The organism is Streptomyces sp. NPDC020917 (assembly GCF_044333795.1).
GTDB lineage: Bacteria > Actinomycetota > Actinomycetes > Streptomycetales > Streptomycetaceae > Actinacidiphila.
Map to the genome: position 1 here is coordinate 458,447 of NZ_JBIRRR010000002.1, position 16,166 is coordinate 474,612.

Below are 16,166 nucleotides of genomic sequence, written 5' to 3' on the forward strand. Positions count from 1 at the left end.
GACGGCCCACAGCGGGGCCGGCCGAAGGATCAGTACAGGGCGGCGTAGGAGTTCCAGCCCGCCGTGCCGATCTTCGCCTTCGGCTTGAACGTCTTGGTGCCGATGTGGCCGGTGCCGCTGTACCGGTAGAGCTGGCCGCCCGGGGTCACGGCCACCAGGTCCGCGCGCCCGTCGCCGTCCATGTCGCCCGACGAGGCGAGCTTGGTGTAGCTGTTCCAGCCGCCGCCGATGTCGATGCGGGACTTGAACGGCGCCTTGCTGTTGCCGGTGCCCAGGTACAGGTACAGGTGGCCGTTGCCGGCGCGGGCCACGATGTCGGCGTAGCCGTCACCGTTGATGTCGCCGGCGCCGGTCAGCTGGTTGTACTGGCCCCAGCCGGGACCGACCTTGACGCGGTTGTAGAACGAGTTGTCGCCGCGGCCGGTCAGCAGCCACAGCACCCCGCTGGTGTCGCGGGCGAGCAGGTCGGAGCGGCCGTCGTTGTTCAGGTCGCCGGGGCCGAACACCTTGTTGTAGCCGCCCCAGCCGGAGCTGATGTAGACCGGCGCGGAGCCCTGGTCGTTCCACAGCTGGCCGTTGTAGATCTCCAGCAGCGGGACGTCGCCGCTGTCGGTCAGGGCCACCGGGAGGATCAGCTTGGTGCCCTTCCAGCCGGTGCCGAGCTGCTGGCGGGCGCTGTACACGCCCGTGTTGTAGCTGAAGTAGTAGTAGAGCGTCCCGCCGGTGCTCACGGCGATCAGGTCGCTCTTGCCCCACACCGCGGTGTGGCCCTGGCCGGAGACCACCGGCGAGTTCCAGTCCGGGCCGAAGCGCTCGCGCGGGGTGAGCGTGCCGGTGCCGGTGCCCGTACCCGTGCCGGTGTACCAGTACAGGGTGCCGTCGGCGGTACGGCCCATGATCTGGCCGGTGGAGCCGTTGTCGTCGCCCCAGCCGATCAGCTGGTTGTAGCTGCTCCAGCCGTAGCCGATCTTCACCCGGGAGGCGACCGGCTTGGCGGCGGTGCCGTCCAGCTTGTACATCCACAGGTCGCCGTTGAGGTCGCGGGCGACCAGCGTCTCGTAGCCGGTGCCGGTGATGTCACCGGCGCCGATCAGCTGGTCGTAGATGTCGTAGCCGTAGCCGACCTGGACCCGGCCGGAGAACGGGGCGGAACCGTTCCCGGTGCCCTTGTACAGGTACAGGTCGCCGGACGGCGTGCGGGCGAGCAGGTCGCCGTAGCCGTTGCCGTCGATGTCGCCGACGGCCACGACCTGGTTGTAGATCTGCCAGCCGTTGCCGGTCCAGTTCGCGTAGCCGTTCACCAGGGCGTCCGCGGAGGCGAACAGGCTCAGGTGGCCGGACTGGGTCAGCCCCAGCACCTCGCCGCCCGCCGAGCCGCTCGACACCTTGCCGGGCATGAGGATGTCCCGGTACAGGACGTTCGAGGTGCCCAGCGTGGTGTAGCCCTGCTGGCCCTGGGTGATCTTGGCGCTGCTCAGGACGGCGACCGAGTGGTCCAGCTCCTGGACCACCAGGTCGCTGTACCCGTCGCCGTCGTAGTCGTAGCGCGGCGTCGTCAGCGCGCTGCCCGCCGCGGTCGAGAACGACGTCTTCTTGTGCTTCTTCAGCGTGGACGTCGGGTGGGTGGTGTTCTGCGGCGCGGAGAGCTGGACCTTGTGCGGCGCGGAGCCGCCGTCCGCGAAAGCGGTTCCGGCGGGGCCGAGCGCGAAGGCGCCGGCGGCCAGCACACCGGCCGTGCAGGCCGCCACCAGGCGGCCGTGGCGGCGCGCAGCAGGGCGCGCCGAAGAAGAGTGAGAAAACATGATCCCCCCACGGGATTCTGAACTGCGCTGCGTCATGAGCGCAGCAGCATGAGGCCGGGCGAGCACGTGTTCGGCCCGGGCCAGGTGAGTCTAGACCTGCCCTCCGGCAGAGTGCAGGGGCATATCCCGTTCTGACGTGCAGTCAGTTCTCCGTGCGTGGACGCTGGCGCGCCCGCGTCCGGTCGGCAAGGGTGGCCGGAGGGCACCCGCCGCGCGCCAGCCAGGGGGCGGCCGGGTCGATCGCCCGGAAAGGGGCAAGGCGATGACGCAGCACGAACCGGTACGGGGACGGGCACGGCGGACGGCACTCCCGGCCTCGCGCGGCCCGGGCCGCGCCCGAAGGGCCGGCCCGGCGGGCCGCCGGCCGGTCAGATGTGGGTGCCGGCGACCTGCTGGGAGAGCCAGCCCAGGGCGGTGGGGAGCATCGCCCGCCACACCTGGGTGTTGTGGCCGCCGCGCCGGATCGTCAGCAGGCGGCTCGTGCCCTGGTGGTGCAGCGCGCTCAGCAGGGCCTTCGCCGCGTACACCGTGTCGCTGTCCTGGTAGCTGCCGGCCATCAGCAGCACCACGTTCGGCTGGTGCTTGGCGTTGTGCAGCTCCAGGTAAGGGTTGTTGGCGCGGGCCAGGGCCGGGTCGCGGGTCACCAGCGACGCCTCGGGCGCGTTGTAGCCGGACAGGCTGACCACGGCGTGGAAGGTCCCCGGGTGGTGCAGGGCGGTGTTGACCGCGCAGTAGGCGCCGGCGGAGTAGCCCATCGTCGCCCAGTGGCGGGCGCCCGCCTCCGCCCTGAAGTGCTGCCTGACCAGGTCGGGCACGTCGGTGCCGAGCCAGGTGGAGGTCATGGCGCCGTGCGGCAGGTCGGCGCAGCCCGGGTCGACCCGGCCCAGCACGTTCATCTTCGGCGCGACCAGGATCATCGGCGACACCTGGTGGCCGGCGATCAGCGCCGCCATCTCCCGCCCGACGCCCATCGCGCCGAACCAGGCGCCCGGGCTGCCGGGGTAGCCGGGCAACAGCTCGACCACCGGGAAGCGGGTGTGCCGGTACGCGGGCTGCGAGTACTGCGGGGGCAGCCACACCAGGACGGTGCCGGTGATGTGCGAGCGGGCGCCGATCGCGGTGGTCCTGAGCACGCCGTCCTGGCCCGTGGTGAACACCGCCTGCTTCTCGACGGCCGGGTCGGCCGGCGCGCCGTGACCGCCGGGGCCGGCCGCGTTCAGCTGGACCTGCCCGTTGTCGCCCATCAGGTCGCTCCACGACTCGTAGAGGCCGTAGGTGTTGTTCACCCAGATGAGGACGGCCAGCACGGCGGCGGCTTGACTGACCAGGACCATGCCGAGCCGGCCGGCGAGCCGCACGGCCGGCGGTCCCGGCAGCCGGTTCCAGGCGACGAGCATCCCCACCATGACCACCGGCACCACGAGGATGCTCAGCACGAAGAGTGCGCTGCCGGTGAGACTCATGACGCTCCCTGGGATCGCGGGCCGCCTGGCGGCTCGATAACGAGTCGGACCCGCCGCACGGCACGGGTGTGCGGCCGCGGGTCGGCTCCGGACGCGGTCCGCGGGTCGGCGGCCTCCGCATCCATCCGTTAGATGGCTGTTCGGGGGGAATGGTTCAGTCGTGGCAGGTCACTCCTTTCCGTTCATCCCGATGCGCAGGAGCGGCCAGACGGGCAGACTCGGTAACCGGAACCGTGCCGGCAGGGGCGGAGGTGGTGCCGTGAGCGAGGTTCCGCTGCTCACCGTGCGCGGTGTCGGCAAGCGGTTCGGGGCGGTGCAGGCGCTCCGTGACGTGGATCTCGACGTGCACGAGGGCGAGGTCGTGGGCCTGGTCGGCAGCAACGGCGCGGGCAAGTCCACCCTGGTCAAGGTGATCTCCGGGGTGACCGTGCCCGACGTGGGGACCGTCGCCTGGCGGGGCCGCGACGCCGACCCGCGCCGCCCGCTCGACGCCCAGCGCCTCGGCATCGCCACCGTGCACCAGCACCTGTCGCTGTGCGACAACCTCGACACCGTCGACAACCTCTACCTCAACCGCGAGCTGCGCCGGTTCGGCATGCTCGACGAGGTCGGGATGGAGAAGCGCGCCCGCGCCATGCTGGAGGCGCTGTCGGTGCAGATCCCGAGCCTGCGGGTGCCGGTCGCCTCGCTGTCCGGCGCGCAGCGGCAGGGCGTGGCCATCGTGCGGGCGCTGATCGGCCGGCCGGAGCTGGTGGTGCTGGACGAGCCCACCGCCGCCCTCGGGCCGCGCCAGGCCGACATGGTGCTGGACCTGATACGCCGGCTGCGCGACGAGGGCACGAGCGTGGTCTTCGTCAGCCACGAGATGGAGGAGGTCCGCGCGGTCGCCGACCGGATCGCGGTGCTGCGGGTCGGCCGCAACACCGGCGACTTCGACAACCGCTACACCACCCAGGAGCAGATCGACTCGGCCGTCACCGGCAACCAGCGGATGGCCGTCACCCTGCAGCAGAGCCTGCTGCCCCACGGGCTGCCCGAGCAGGACGCCCTGGACGTCGGCTACCGCTACCTGCCCGCGCAGGCCGGCGTGGGCGGCGACTGGTTCGACGTGATCCCGCTGTCCGGCGCGCGCGTCGCGCTGGTCGTCGGCGACATCGTCGGCCACGGGCTGCACGCCGCCGCGACCATGGGACGGCTGCGCACCGCGGTGCACAACTTCTCGATGCTCGACCTGCCGCCCGACGACCTGCTCGCGCACCTGGACGACCTGGTGGCCCGGATCGACAAGGACGAGGCCGGGCCCGGCGGCGGTGCCACCATCGCCGGCGCGACCTGCCTGTACGCGATCTACGACCCGGTCAGCCGGACCTGCGACCTGGCCAGGGCCGGGCACCTGCCGCCCGCCCTGGTGCTGCCCGACGGAACCGCCACCTTCCTCGACGTGCCCGCCGGGCCGCCGCTGGGCCTGGGCGGCCTGCCCTTCGAGTCGGTGGGGGTGAAGCTGCCCGAGGGCTGCCGGATCGTGCTGTACACCGACGGGCTGGTCGAGGACCGCACCCGCGACATCGACGACGGCCTGGACCGGCTGCGGTACGCGTTGTCCGGCCCGGACCGCGGTCCCGACGCGACGTGCGACGCGGTGTGCGACGCGCTGCTGCCCGCGGTGCCGCAGGACGACGTGGCGCTGCTGATCGCCCGCACCCGGGCGCTGCCCGACGACCACATCGCGCAGTGGGACGTGCCGCAGGACCCGGCGGCGGTGTCCGCGGTGCGCACCCGGGCCGCCGAGCAGCTGGGGCGCTGGGGCCTGGAGGGCCTGGAGTTCACCACCGAACTGGTGCTGAGCGAGCTGGTGACGAACGCGATCCGGCACGCCGCGGGCCCGATCCGGGTCCGGCTGCTGCTCGACCGCACCCTGATCTGCGAGGTGGCCGACGCCAGCAGCACCGCCCCGCACCTGCGGTACGCGGCGACCACCGACGAGGGCGGCCGCGGGCTGTTCCTGGTCGCCCAGCTCGGCGAGCGGTGGGGGACCCGGTACACCGCGGAGGGCAAGATCATCTGGATCGAGCAGACGCTTCCCGCGGCCCGCCGCTGAGGCGAGCGCGGGACCGCGCCCGGCCCGGATGCGCGGCCCGTACGCGCGGCCCGGACTCGTCCGCCCGGCCGTGCGCGCGTCCCTGACCCTCCCTTGACCCGGCCGGCGGGCCGCGTGCGTTGAGGTCGGACGGCGAGGACGCGACGATAGTCTGCGGGCAGGCGCCGGTTAACGGGGAGGCGGGCCATGACGTGGCGTAGATGGGGTGTCGCGGTGGCCGCCGCGGCACTGGCGTGGGGCGCGGCCACCGGAACCGCGGCGGCGCAGCCGTCCCAGGCGGAGGCGCTGGCCGCGGCCCTGCGCACCGACCCGGTGTACCTCACCGACCAACTCCCGCGCGAGGTACCGCGATCCACGGCTCCGGCCTTCGCGGCCGCGGCCAGGCGCACCGGCGTCCCCACGTTTGTGCTGGTGCTGCCCCAGCAGTCCTGGGACGGGCTGCTCGGTACCGTCCACGACCGGCTCGGCCGCGACGGCCTCTACGTCCTCGTCGGCCCGAACGGCGTGGAGAGCGCCCGGACTTTCGGGGTCTCGGCGCCCGCCACCGACGCCTCCGACATCGCCCTGTACTCGCTGCCCTACGACGCGGGAGCCCTGCGCTCGTTCCAGGCGTTCACCGACGCCGTCGCCTCGGGCCCGCAGCGCGCGGCCACACGCGCCGACCAGCTGCGCGCGGAGTACGGCAACACCGGCAAGGACGTCGCGCCCTTCTACATCGACCGCACCGACCGCCAGAACCAGGGCTTCCTCACCGGCGTCCTGCTGACCTCCGTCCCCCTGAGCGTGCTGCTCATCGGCCTGTACGTGCGGCGCAAGCGCAGCAGGACGGGGCTGCGGCTGCCGGAGAGCGCGGCGGCCGCGGCGCTCGCGGCGACCGTGCTGCTGGGCGCGCCGCAGGTCTTCGACCAGAAGGTCGACGGCCCGCAGCAGGCGCCCACGCAGGCCGACTTGACCACCCGCCTGGACCGGGTGGCGGCCGGACTCCAGCACGCCGCGGTCTACTCCGACCCCGAGAGCCCGCAGGTGCTGGACGCCTCACAGCAGGCCGAACTCGCCCGCAGGATCGCCGCGTACACCCCCGGACCGGTGAAGATCGCGGTGGTGCCGCAGCTCAGCGACGACGAATCGGCCGGCGACCAGAGCGTGTTCGCCGCCGGACTGCACCGCAGGCTGCACCAGAAGGGCATCTACGTCATCGCCGATCCGCTCCGGGGCGACGTCCACGTCTACGACTTCGGGATCCCCGTGGACGCCGCCCGGCTGACGCTGGACCTGCCGATGTCCCTCGCCTACGACCACGACGACAACCCGGCCGTCGACCACCGCCTCGGCCAGCGGCTGGACCAGCTGATGACGTACCTCGGCACGGTGCCGCACTCCGATCCGGCCCCCGACGGGCCCGACGATCCGCCGGAGCCGGTCGCCGGCCACCGCCTTCCGCCGCTGTTCCACGGGGACTTCTGGCCCGGCCTGTTCATGGGCGCCCTCGCCGCCGGGCTGTTGCTCGGCATCACCGCCGCCGTCACCGGCGCCGCGGGCGCGTTCGCCCGCGGCCGGCGGCGGGCGGCGAAAGGGCAGGAGGCGCCCGCGCACCCCACGGCCGGCTGGCTGTCCCGCACCGCGGGCAGCGAAGTCAAGGCGCTGGCAGAGGAGGTGGCCGCCGCGCAGGACGACGCCCCGGGCCGGGAACGCGCCTGGGAGTGCCTGGACGCGGCCATGCTGCTCACCGGCGGGCCCGGCCGGCACGACGGCCCGCAGCCCGGACCCGCCGACCTCGCCGCCGCGACCGTCCTTGCCCGCGCCGGCCGGGCCGCCCTGGCCGGCCGCACCTACCGCACCCTGTGCGCGGTGAACCCGCTGCACGGCCCGGCCGTCGACGGCGCCCACGCCTGCGCCGCCTGCCGGCCCGGCCGCGGCTCGGCCGCGCTCGACGCCCGCCGGCTGACCCTGCCGGGCCCGCGCGGCTCCGGCCGGGTGCCGTACGAGAAGGCGCCGGGACCGCTGCCGGCCGCCCGCGACGGGATTTCCCGGCTCGTCGCCACCACGAAGGAGTACGCAAGTGTCCGGTGACGCAGGGCCGTTCACGACCGGCCCGGGCCGCCGCTCCGTGGCGGCGGGCGGCATCGCGCTGGTCGGCATCCTGCTGGCCGCGCTGTTCGCGGCGGCCGGCTCCGCCGTCGCCGCCCCGTCCGCCGGGCAGCGGATCGCTGACGCGCTGGCCCGCTCGCCCGTCTACGTCGACCCCGCCTACGCCGCCGCCGTGCCCCCCGCCGAGCAGTCCCGGCTGACCGCCCGCATCGGGCGGACCAAGCTGCCGATCAAGGTGGCGCTGGTGCCGCTGACCAAGGGCGACGCGTTCGACGGCGACCCGCAGGTGCTCGGCGACGTGCTGCACGAGCGCCTCGGGCAGCGGGAGTTGATCCTCATCACGATGGACCCGTCCTACGACTCCCTCCAGGGCACCGAATGGCCGGCCGACCGGCACCAGGTGTTCCACGCGGTCGCCGCGGTCGAGTTCCAGAAGGACATGAAGGACGCCGGGCTCGCCGCCCGGGTCGGCCGGGCCGTCGACCTCATCGCGCAGGGCGACGGCGACCGCGTCTACAAGGACGCGACCGCCTACCTCAACGGCTCCCCGGCGGCGCCCTCCCCGTCCGCGGGTGCCACGAGCAGTGCGCACGGCGGGAGTTCCGCGCTTCCGGTGGTCCTCGGCGTGGTGGCCGCGGTCGTGCTGTGCGCCGGCGGCGGGCTGTGGCTGGTGCGGCGGCGCCGTGGCGCGCGGCGCGGCGCCGGCTCGCCGTTCGCCTTCCCCGAGGCGGTGTTCGCCGCCGAGGAGGCCGCCGACACAGCCGCGTTGCGGCGCCGGGCCGACGCCGAGGTCATCGCGCTCGGCGAACTCCTCGAGGACGCCGACCCGGAGCGCCGTCCCGGCCTGGGGCGGGCGCTGGACGCGTACGCCGCCGCCGGCAAGGTGCTCGACGCCGCGGACGGCACCCCCGATCTCGTCGGCGTCCTTGTGCTGGTCGCGCAGGGCCGCGACGCGTACGAGGGGCGCGAGGACGCGCTGCCGCTGTGCTTCTTCGATCCGCTGCACGGCCGGGCCACGCGGCGCCTGGACTGGCGGCCGCTCGGGCGACGGGACACGCTGCACGTCGCCGCGTGCCGGGCCTGCGGGCAGGCGGTGCGCGGGCATCGGGCGCCTGAGGTCCTGACGGACGTCGACGCGGACGGGCGCCGCGTGCCCTACTTCGAACTCCCCCCGCAGCGAAGTGTCTGGGCCGCCACGGGCTATGGCGCTCTCACCTCCCAGGGGGCCCCTTCCGACGACCCCGACGCCCTCGTCCCCCGCATCCTCCGCGGCTTCCCCGGCTTCCCCGGCTCCGCCTAGGGCCACCCGCCCCGCCTCCCCGGCAGCCCCCCGGGGGTGCGTCCCCGTCCCGCGGTCCGCTGTGGCTGCTCGCGCAGTTCCCCGCGCCCCTGCGGGGCTGGTCCTGCCCCTTCGGGGTGCGTTGCCGCCGAACGGTCCGCTGTGGCTGTTCGCGCAGTTCCCCGCGCCCCTGCGGCAACCGGGCAGCCCCCGGGGGTGCTTTGCCGTCTGCGACGTGCGTTGCGGCTGGGCGCGGAGTTCCCCGCGCTCCTGGAGCATCGCCCCTCCGGGGCGGGAATCCGGGCAGCCCCCGGGCCGCCGCTGCCGGGTGCCGCGCCGTTGTGGCTTGTCGCGCTGGGGGCACCTCCCAGGCGAAGCGCTGGGGGACCCCGCGCCCCTATGGGTGGCCCCCGCCCAATTGCTTCCCGCAGACGGGGGCCGGCCTGGGAGGGGACGGTGCGGGAGTGTCCCCGCAGGAACTGTGCACACACCCGGCCCACTTCGCGGAGGGAGCCGCACGCACAGTTCCGAGGAGATACTCCCGTGGCGGCCCTGACCCCACCCACCGAAGGTGCACCGAAAGGGGCGCGGGGAACTGCGCGACCAGCCAGGACGAGACCCGCAGACGGCCACGCGCAGCGAGAGGCACCCCGGACGCCGGGGGCGCGACGAGACCCGCAGACGGCCACGCGCAGCGAGAGGCACCCCGGAAGCCGCACGGGGCACCTCAGGCGGAGCGGGGGAGTTACTTGTAGACCTTGCCCGCCTGCGGCGCCCCCGGCGCCAAAAGCTGACGCACCGTCACAAAGGTGTACCCGCGCTGCTGGAGCGCACTGATGATCCCGGGTATCGCCGCAACCGTGCCGTTGTATCCCTCATTGGTGGGGTCCACCAAGTCGTGCAGCAGAATGATCCCGTCCGGCTTCGTCTGCTTCAGTATCCGCGAAGTGATCAACGCCGGGTCCGTCGTCCGGTAGTCCGCCCCGTTCGCGCTCCACTCGACCTCGGCCATGCCGAGGTCCTTCGCGATCGCGGTCACCGCGCTGCTCGTGCGGCCCTGCGGCGGGCGCAGAAGAGTGGGCCGGACGCCGGTCACCTTCTCCACCGCGTCACGGCCCTCCGTGATCTCCTTGCGCACCTCGGCCTTGCTGATCTTGGTGAGTATCTGGTGCGACCAGGTGAGGGTCTCTATCTCGTGACCGTCCGCGGCCATCTGCCGCACCATCTCGGGGTGCACCATCACGTGGTTCTTGCCGAGCGTGAAGAACGTGGCGTGCACGTGGTACTTGCTGAGAATGCTCAGGATCTGCGGGGTCCGCACGCTCGGCCCGGCGTCGAAGGTGAGCGCCACGCACTTGGCCTTCCGGCAGTCGACCGTGCCGTCGGGGCCGGATGCGAACGACGCCCGGCCGGCGGCTGTCGCGTTCTGCCGCGCGCTGGCGGGCGCCGTCGCGTCGTAGCCGTTGCAGCCGCCCAGGCCCAGCCCGAGGGCGGCCGTGGTCAGGAGCGCCGCCAGCCCGCGGGCCGGCGTGATCGTGCTTCGCATGCGGGGATCCCCCTGTGTCGATCGCGGGCCCGCACGCGCGGACCGCCCGGAACTATACACAGGGCGTATAGGTACTCCCCGGCCGCCCTCCCCCGGGGCGCCGGACCCGTCAGGCCGGGACCACCGCGGGGCGTCGCCGCAGGCGGGGGACGTACGTCGCGGCGTACACGGCGGTGGCCGCCGCCAGGATGCTGAAGCTGGGCGGCATCCGCGGCACCGCGTAGCTGACGGCGAGCCCGGTCCACATCTCGGCGACCGCGAGCAGCGCGGACAGCGCGAGCCCCGGCAGCGGACGGCCGGTCAGCCGGTGCGCGGCCCCGGCGGGCGCGGCCAGCAGCCCGAGGATCAGCAGCGATCCCACCGCCTGCGTGGCCTCCGCCGCGCACGCGCCGACCAGCGCCAGGAAGACGAAGCCGAGCGTCCGCACCGGCACCCCGCGGGCCGCGGCCACCGCCTCGTCGAGGGAGGCGAACAGCAGCGGCCGCGCGACGGCCACCACGGCGACGCAGATGCCCGCGCCGACCAGCGCCGAGGTCAGCGCCTGGGTCGCGGACAGGCCGAAGATCGAGCCGAACAGCACGCTCACCCCTGCGCTGCCGTTCCCGGCGCTGTGGGAGGTGGTGTACAGGGTCAGGAAGAACACGCCCAGGCCGACGATCCAGGAGAAGACGCTGCCGATGGCCACGTCGTCGGCGCGTCCGCGGCGCCCCAGGGAGCCGAGCAGCAGCGCGACGGCGATGGCCGCCGCGTACAGCCCGATCCGCAGGTCGACGCCCATCGCCAGGGCGGCCAGGGCGCCGGTGAACGCCACGTGGCTGAGCGCGTCCCCGACGAACACCTGGGCGCGCAGCACCAGGAAGTAGCCGGTCAGCCCGGCCGCGGCGGCGATCGCCGTGCCGGCGAGCAGCGCGTGCTGGAAGAACGGGTGGCCGAGCGCGCCGGCCAGCACCGTCAGGTGCGGTCCCGCGGCCGGGACCGCCGCCAGCGGCTGCGTCATCGCGTGCGTCATGGCGTACGTCATGCCGCACCTCCGGCCGGCACGCGGGCCGGGGCGGGGCGCGGCAGCCGGTCCGCGGCCAGCCGGCCGAGGCGGGCCAGCACGTAGGCGGCGAAGGCATAGGTCGTCACGAAGAACCCGAGCGGATAGTCGGAGTAGTACGCGGTGGTGAGCCCGAGCCACGTCACGGCGACCGCGATCAGCACGGACAGCGCCAGGCTCGGCCCCGGCCGCGCGGTCAGCGCCTGGGCGGTGGCGGCGGGCATCACCAGCAGGGCGAAGACGAGCAGCGTGCCGGTGATCTGGCTGGTCTCCGCGGCGGCCGCGCCCAGCAGCACCAGGAACGCCGTCGACAGCAGCCGGACCGGCACGCCGCGGGCCGCGGCGACGTCCGGGTCGACGGAGGCGAACAGCAGCGGCCGGCCGATCGCGGCGAGCAGCACCAGCACGGCGGCGGCCACCGCGAGCAGCACCCACACCTGGGTGGTGGTGATGCCGAGGAAGCTGCCGAAGAGCATGGCGGTCACCCCGCCGAGCAGGCCCTTGTACAGGGCGGTGAACAGGAAGCCGCAGGCCAGCAGGAACGCCTGCACGGTGCCGGTCAGCGCCGCCTCCTGGCCGCCCGCGTCCCGGCCGGCCCGCGGCACCGCCGCGATCACCAGCGCGGCGGCCACGCAGAACACGAAGTAGCCGTAGGCCGCGGACGCGCCGACCAGCACGGCGCCGGCCGCGCCGGGGAAGCCGACGACCGCCAGCGTGTGCCCGGCGAAGCTCTGCCGCCGCAGCACCATGAACCAGCCCATCACCGCGGACGCGACCGCGGTGATCGTGCCGGCCCGGAAGGCGTTCAGCATGAACGGGAACGCCCACATCTCGCGCAGGTCGGTCACCGGATTCCAGGACCACTGCCCGTATACGGCGGCCAGCGCGGTCATGTCCGGCCGCCCGCGGGCGTGGCGGGCCGGCCGGCCGCGGGGTCCCCGTGCGGTTCGGCCGCTTCGGCCCCGGGCCCTTCGGCCACCCGGTCCCCGGACGGGCCGGACGTTCCCTCGGCGGCGCGGGGCGCGGGCGGTCCCGCGTGGCGGTCGCTGTGGTGCGCGGGCGCCTCGGGCTGGCCGACGACGACCAGCCGGCCGTCCGACGTGCGCAGCACCTCGATCGGCGTGCGGTACAGGCGGGTCAGCGTCCCGGAGGTGATCACCTCGGCGGGCGTGCCGCTGACCGCTCCGCCCTCCGCGAGGTAGACCACCCGGTCCAGCCGCGACAGGATCGGGTTCACGTCGTGCGCGACCATCATCACGGTCACGCCCTCCTCGCGGCAGATCCGGCCGATCAGCGCGGCGACCGCGGCCTGGTTGGGCAGGTCGAGGCTGTCCAGCGGCTCGTCCAGCAGCAGCAGTTCGGGCCGGCGGACCAGTGCCTGGGCGATCAGCAGCCGCTGCTGCTCGCCTCCCGACAGCTGCCCGATCGGCCGGTGCGCGTAGGCGCCGGCCCCGACCAGCTCCACCACCTCGGCGATCCGGCGGGCGGCCGCCCGCCGGCCGGCCGAGAACGGCAGCGGCACGCCCCAGCGGTCGCCGTCCCAGCCGAGCCGGACGACGTCCACGCCGCGCAGCCGCAGCGACGCGTCGAAGCTGCGGCGCTGCGGCAGGTAGCCGACGCGGTCGCCCGCCTTGCCCGGCGCGGCGCCCAGCACCCGCACCTGGCCGCCGGCGGGCGGCAGCACACCCAGCAGGACCTTGAGCAGCGTGGACTTGCCGACGCCGTTCGGGCCGAGCACGGCGACGAACTCGCCCCGGGCCAGGCCGTCGTGGCCCGCGCTGCCGGAGTGGCCGGTGCCGGTGCCGGTGCTCCCGGTGCCGCGCGCGGTGCCGACGTCGAGGTCGACGCCGGACCACAGGGTGCGGCCGCCGACGCGTACCGACGCGCCGCGCAGGGACACCACCGGGACGGTCGTCCCGGTGGCGCCGGCTGCCCGGGGCCCGGCGGGTCCGGCGGTCACTTGCCCGCGGCCTTCGCCAGGGCCTGCTGGATGCCCTGGAGCTGGCGGACCTGCCAGTCCTGGAACGACGCCCCGGCCGGGGTGAGGGTCTCGGTGACGGTGGCCACCGGGATGCCTGCGGCCTTGGCCGCCTTGACCTGCTGCTGGACGTCCGGCGTCGCGTTCTGGCTGTTGTAGACGTAGACCTTGATCTGCCTGCCCGTGATCTGCCGGTCGATCAGCGCCTTGTCGTGCGCGGTCGGGTCGCTGCCCTCGCTGATCGCGTTCAGGAAGCCTGCGGGGGTGAGCATCTTCAGGCCCAGGCCCTCGGCGAGCGGGCTGACGATGGACTCCGAGGCGCCGATGGGGGTGCCGGCGTACGTCGCCTTGATCCCGGCGACGGCGTGGTCGTACGGGGCGAGGGTCTGCGTCTCGAACGCCGTCTTGAGCCGGTCGAAGTCGGCCGCGTCCGCCGGGTCGATCTTCTTGTAGTCCGCGGAGATCCGGTCGATGACGGCGTGCACGTCGGAGGGCGAGTACCAGCGGTGCGGGTTGCCGCCGGGCTTGATGCCGACCAGGTCGCCGACCTTCAGGTCGGTCCGGCCGGAGCCGGGCGTGGCCGACAGCAGCTTGTCCGCCCAGGCGTCGTAGCCGATGCCGTTGACGATCGTGTACTGCGCGCCCGCCACCGACCGGGCGTCGGCCGCCGTGGGCTCGTAGTCGTGCGGGTCGGCGTCGGGGTTGTCGATGATGCTGGTCACGTGGACGTGGCTGCCGCCGAGCTGGCTGGCGATGCTGCCCCAGAAGTTCTCCGCGGCCACCACCTGGATCGTCCGGCCGCCCCCCTTCGCGTCGGCCTTGCCGCCGGCCGCCGGGTCGGCCGCCCCGGAGGGGGAGCCGGTGGAGCAGGCCGCGACGGTGAGTGCGGCGACCACGGCGGCCCCGCCGAGGGCCAACCGGGACGCCGTGACCGGCGCGGACCGCCTCCGGCGGAGGGGGCGACGCAGTGGTGCTGCCTTCATGACGGGGTGCTCTCCTGACCGGACTGGGCGGTGCTGACCTCCTCACCGTAGATGAAAATGACTTTCACAACCATGGTCGGCCGGAAAATGATGAAAATCATTGCCATCTTGTGACCAGCGGGCCCTCACCGGCGGTTTCGGCGGGCGGCCCCGGGACCCGGCCGGACACGCGGGTGACGTGCGGAGCACGGGACGGGGAGAGGTTGCGCTTACGTGGGGGACACGCGGCGCCGCACGGGGCGTAACGCCGCGCTGCCAGAGTCCCCTCCGCCAGCAGCGAAAGGGGACACGACAGATGACCCGGTTCAATCGCCGCGACTTCCTGCGCGCCGTCGGTGCCACAGGTGGCGCCGGCGCCATGCTCGCCACCATGGGCGCGCTCGGTCTGACGCCCACCGCGGAGGCGGCCACCCGCGGCGCCCCCTACCGGGCGCCCCGGACCGGCGACTTCACCCTGACCGGACGCGCCGCCGCCAAGGTGGTCGTGCTCGGCGGCGGCATCGCCGGACTGACCACCGCCTACGAACTCGGCAAGGCGGGCTACGACTGCACGGTCCTGGAGGCCCGCGACCGGCCCGGCGGCCGCAACTTCACGGTGCGCGGCGGCGACACCACCACCGACCTCTACGGCAACCGCCAGACCGCCCGCTTCTCCGACGGCCAGTACATGAACGCCGGGCCGGCCCGTATCGCCCAGTGGATGGTCACCCTCGACTACTGCCGCGAACTCGGCGTGCCCATCGAGGTGTTCACCAACGTCAACGCGGACGCCTACCTGTACAACGAGGCCGCGGGCATGACCGCGCCGATGCGCTACCGCGCCGCCAAGGCCGACATGTTCGGCTACGTCACCGAGTTGCTCGCCAAGGCCGCCGACCAGGGCGCCCTGGACGCGGAGTTGACCGCCGCCGACCGCGAGCGGCTGATGGAGTTCCTGAAGGACTACGGCGACCTCGGCGACACCTTCGACTACACCGGCAGCACCCGCCGGGGCTACTCCGTGTGGCCGGCCGCCGCCGGCACGCCGGGCGTGGTGGCCGGCGGCGTGCCCTCCGTGTCGGAGGTCTTCGCCACCGGCGTCGGCCGCTACTTCGCCTTCGAGTTCGAGTTCGACCAGGCGATGCTGATGTTCCAGCCGGTCGGCGGCATGGACCGGATACCGCACGCCCTGGCGCAGGCCGTCGGGCAGCAGCGGATCCGGATCGGCTGCGCGGTCACCCGGGTCACCGACACCGGCGACGGCGTCACCGTCACGTACACCCAGGCGGGCCGCACCAGGACCGTCGACGCCGACTTCTGCGTCGCCGCCATGCCGCCCAACATCCTCGCCAAGGTGCCGCACAACCTCGGGCCCGGCGTGCAGTCCGCGCTGGAGGCGATCACCCCGTCCTCGGCGGGCAAGATCGGCCTGGAGTACGGCTCGCGGTGGTGGGAGACCGACCACCGGATCTACGGCGGCATCACCGAGACCGACCTGGACGTGACCCACATCTGGCACCCGTCCTACGGCTTCCACGGGCGGCGCGGCGTCGTCATCGGCTACTACAACACCGGTTCCAGAGCCGACTCCTACGCCGCGCTCACCCCGCGGGCCCGCGAGGAGCGGGCGGTGGCGGCCGGGGTGAAGATCTACGGCGAGAAGTACCGCAGCGAGTTGGTGTCGTCGTTCTCCCACCACTGGCGGCAGTTCCCGTACCAGGAGGCCGCCTGGCACAGCACGCCCGGCGGCCCCGACGCCCCGCGGTACAAGCCGCTCACCGAGCCGTCCGGCCGCGTGTACTTCGCCGGCGACTGGCTCAGCTACATGGACGCCTGGCAGCACGGCGCGTTCACCTCCGCCAGGAGCGCGGTGACGGCCCTCCACCGCCGCGTCCTGGCCTGAGGCCGGCG

At 74.0% G+C, this 16,166-nt stretch carries 10 protein-coding genes and 2 pseudogenes; 5 read left to right on the top strand and 7 right to left on the bottom strand.

The features are described from left to right. Positions 1 to 29: 29 nt before the first annotated feature. Positions 30 to 1,748 carry an FG-GAP repeat domain-containing protein gene (locus ACH4TG_RS06095; protein ID WP_398240947.1) on the bottom strand — a complete coding sequence of 573 codons (1,719 nt, stop codon included), beginning with the start codon at positions 1,746 to 1,748 and terminating at the stop codon, positions 30 to 32. 422 nt (positions 1,749 to 2,170) lie between these two features. Next, entirely contained in the window at positions 2,171 to 3,265 is a 1,095-nt protein-coding gene (locus ACH4TG_RS06100; protein WP_398240948.1) for an alpha/beta hydrolase, read from the bottom strand. Between the two features lie 190 nt (positions 3,266 to 3,455). Here ACH4TG_RS06100 and ACH4TG_RS06105 point away from each other — a divergent pair. The 4 genes and pseudogenes from ACH4TG_RS06105 to ACH4TG_RS06120 form a co-directional block, all read left to right on the top strand. Beyond that, a pseudogene (locus ACH4TG_RS06105) lies at positions 3,456 to 3,980 on the top strand (ATP-binding cassette domain-containing protein); the annotation flags it as partial. A gap of 246 nt (positions 3,981 to 4,226) precedes the next feature. Beyond that, positions 4,227 to 5,363: pseudogene (locus ACH4TG_RS06110) on the top strand (SpoIIE family protein phosphatase); the annotation flags it as partial. 186 nt (positions 5,364 to 5,549) lie between these two features. Continuing rightward, a complete protein-coding gene (locus ACH4TG_RS06115; RefSeq protein ID WP_398240949.1) occupies positions 5,550 to 7,433 on the top strand; it encodes a hypothetical protein in 1,884 nt (627 codons plus the stop codon). Beyond that, positions 7,423 to 8,751, top strand: coding sequence for a hypothetical protein (locus ACH4TG_RS06120; RefSeq protein WP_398240950.1), 1,329 nt, complete (start codon positions 7,423 to 7,425; stop codon positions 8,749 to 8,751). Before ACH4TG_RS06115 ends, ACH4TG_RS06120 begins: the two co-directional genes overlap by 11 nt. Before the next feature lie 724 nt (positions 8,752 to 9,475). Here the strand turns inward: ACH4TG_RS06120 and ACH4TG_RS06125 are convergent. From ACH4TG_RS06125 to ACH4TG_RS06145, 5 genes are all read right to left on the bottom strand, one after another. Beyond that, the gene (locus ACH4TG_RS06125; RefSeq protein ID WP_398240951.1) at positions 9,476 to 10,276 is read right to left on the bottom strand and encodes a polysaccharide deacetylase family protein; all 801 of its coding nucleotides are present in this window, start codon (positions 10,274 to 10,276) and stop codon (positions 9,476 to 9,478) included. A 109-nt stretch (positions 10,277 to 10,385) separates the two neighbouring features. Further along, a complete protein-coding gene (locus ACH4TG_RS06130; RefSeq protein WP_398240952.1) occupies positions 10,386 to 11,297 on the bottom strand; it encodes a metal ABC transporter permease in 912 nt (303 codons plus the stop codon). Then, on the bottom strand, positions 11,294 to 12,208 hold the full coding sequence (locus ACH4TG_RS06135) for a metal ABC transporter permease (RefSeq protein WP_398240953.1): 915 nt from the start codon (positions 12,206 to 12,208) through the stop codon (positions 11,294 to 11,296). Before ACH4TG_RS06135 ends, ACH4TG_RS06130 begins: the two co-directional genes overlap by 4 nt. Then, positions 12,205 to 13,215, bottom strand: coding sequence for a metal ABC transporter ATP-binding protein (locus tag ACH4TG_RS06140; protein ID WP_398241194.1), 1,011 nt, complete (start codon positions 13,213 to 13,215; stop codon positions 12,205 to 12,207). Before ACH4TG_RS06140 ends, ACH4TG_RS06135 begins: the two co-directional genes overlap by 4 nt. Positions 13,216 to 13,271: 56 nt before the next feature. Then, positions 13,272 to 14,276, bottom strand: a complete 1,005-nt coding sequence (locus ACH4TG_RS06145; protein ID WP_398240954.1) for a metal ABC transporter solute-binding protein, Zn/Mn family — start codon at positions 14,274 to 14,276, stop codon at positions 13,272 to 13,274. A 358-nt stretch (positions 14,277 to 14,634) separates the two neighbouring features. On the opposite strand from ACH4TG_RS06145, the gene ACH4TG_RS06150 reads away from it, so the two are divergent. Then, on the top strand, positions 14,635 to 16,158 hold the full coding sequence (locus ACH4TG_RS06150) for a flavin monoamine oxidase family protein (protein ID WP_398241195.1): 1,524 nt from the start codon (positions 14,635 to 14,637) through the stop codon (positions 16,156 to 16,158). The last annotated feature ends 8 nt before the right edge of the window (positions 16,159 to 16,166 follow it).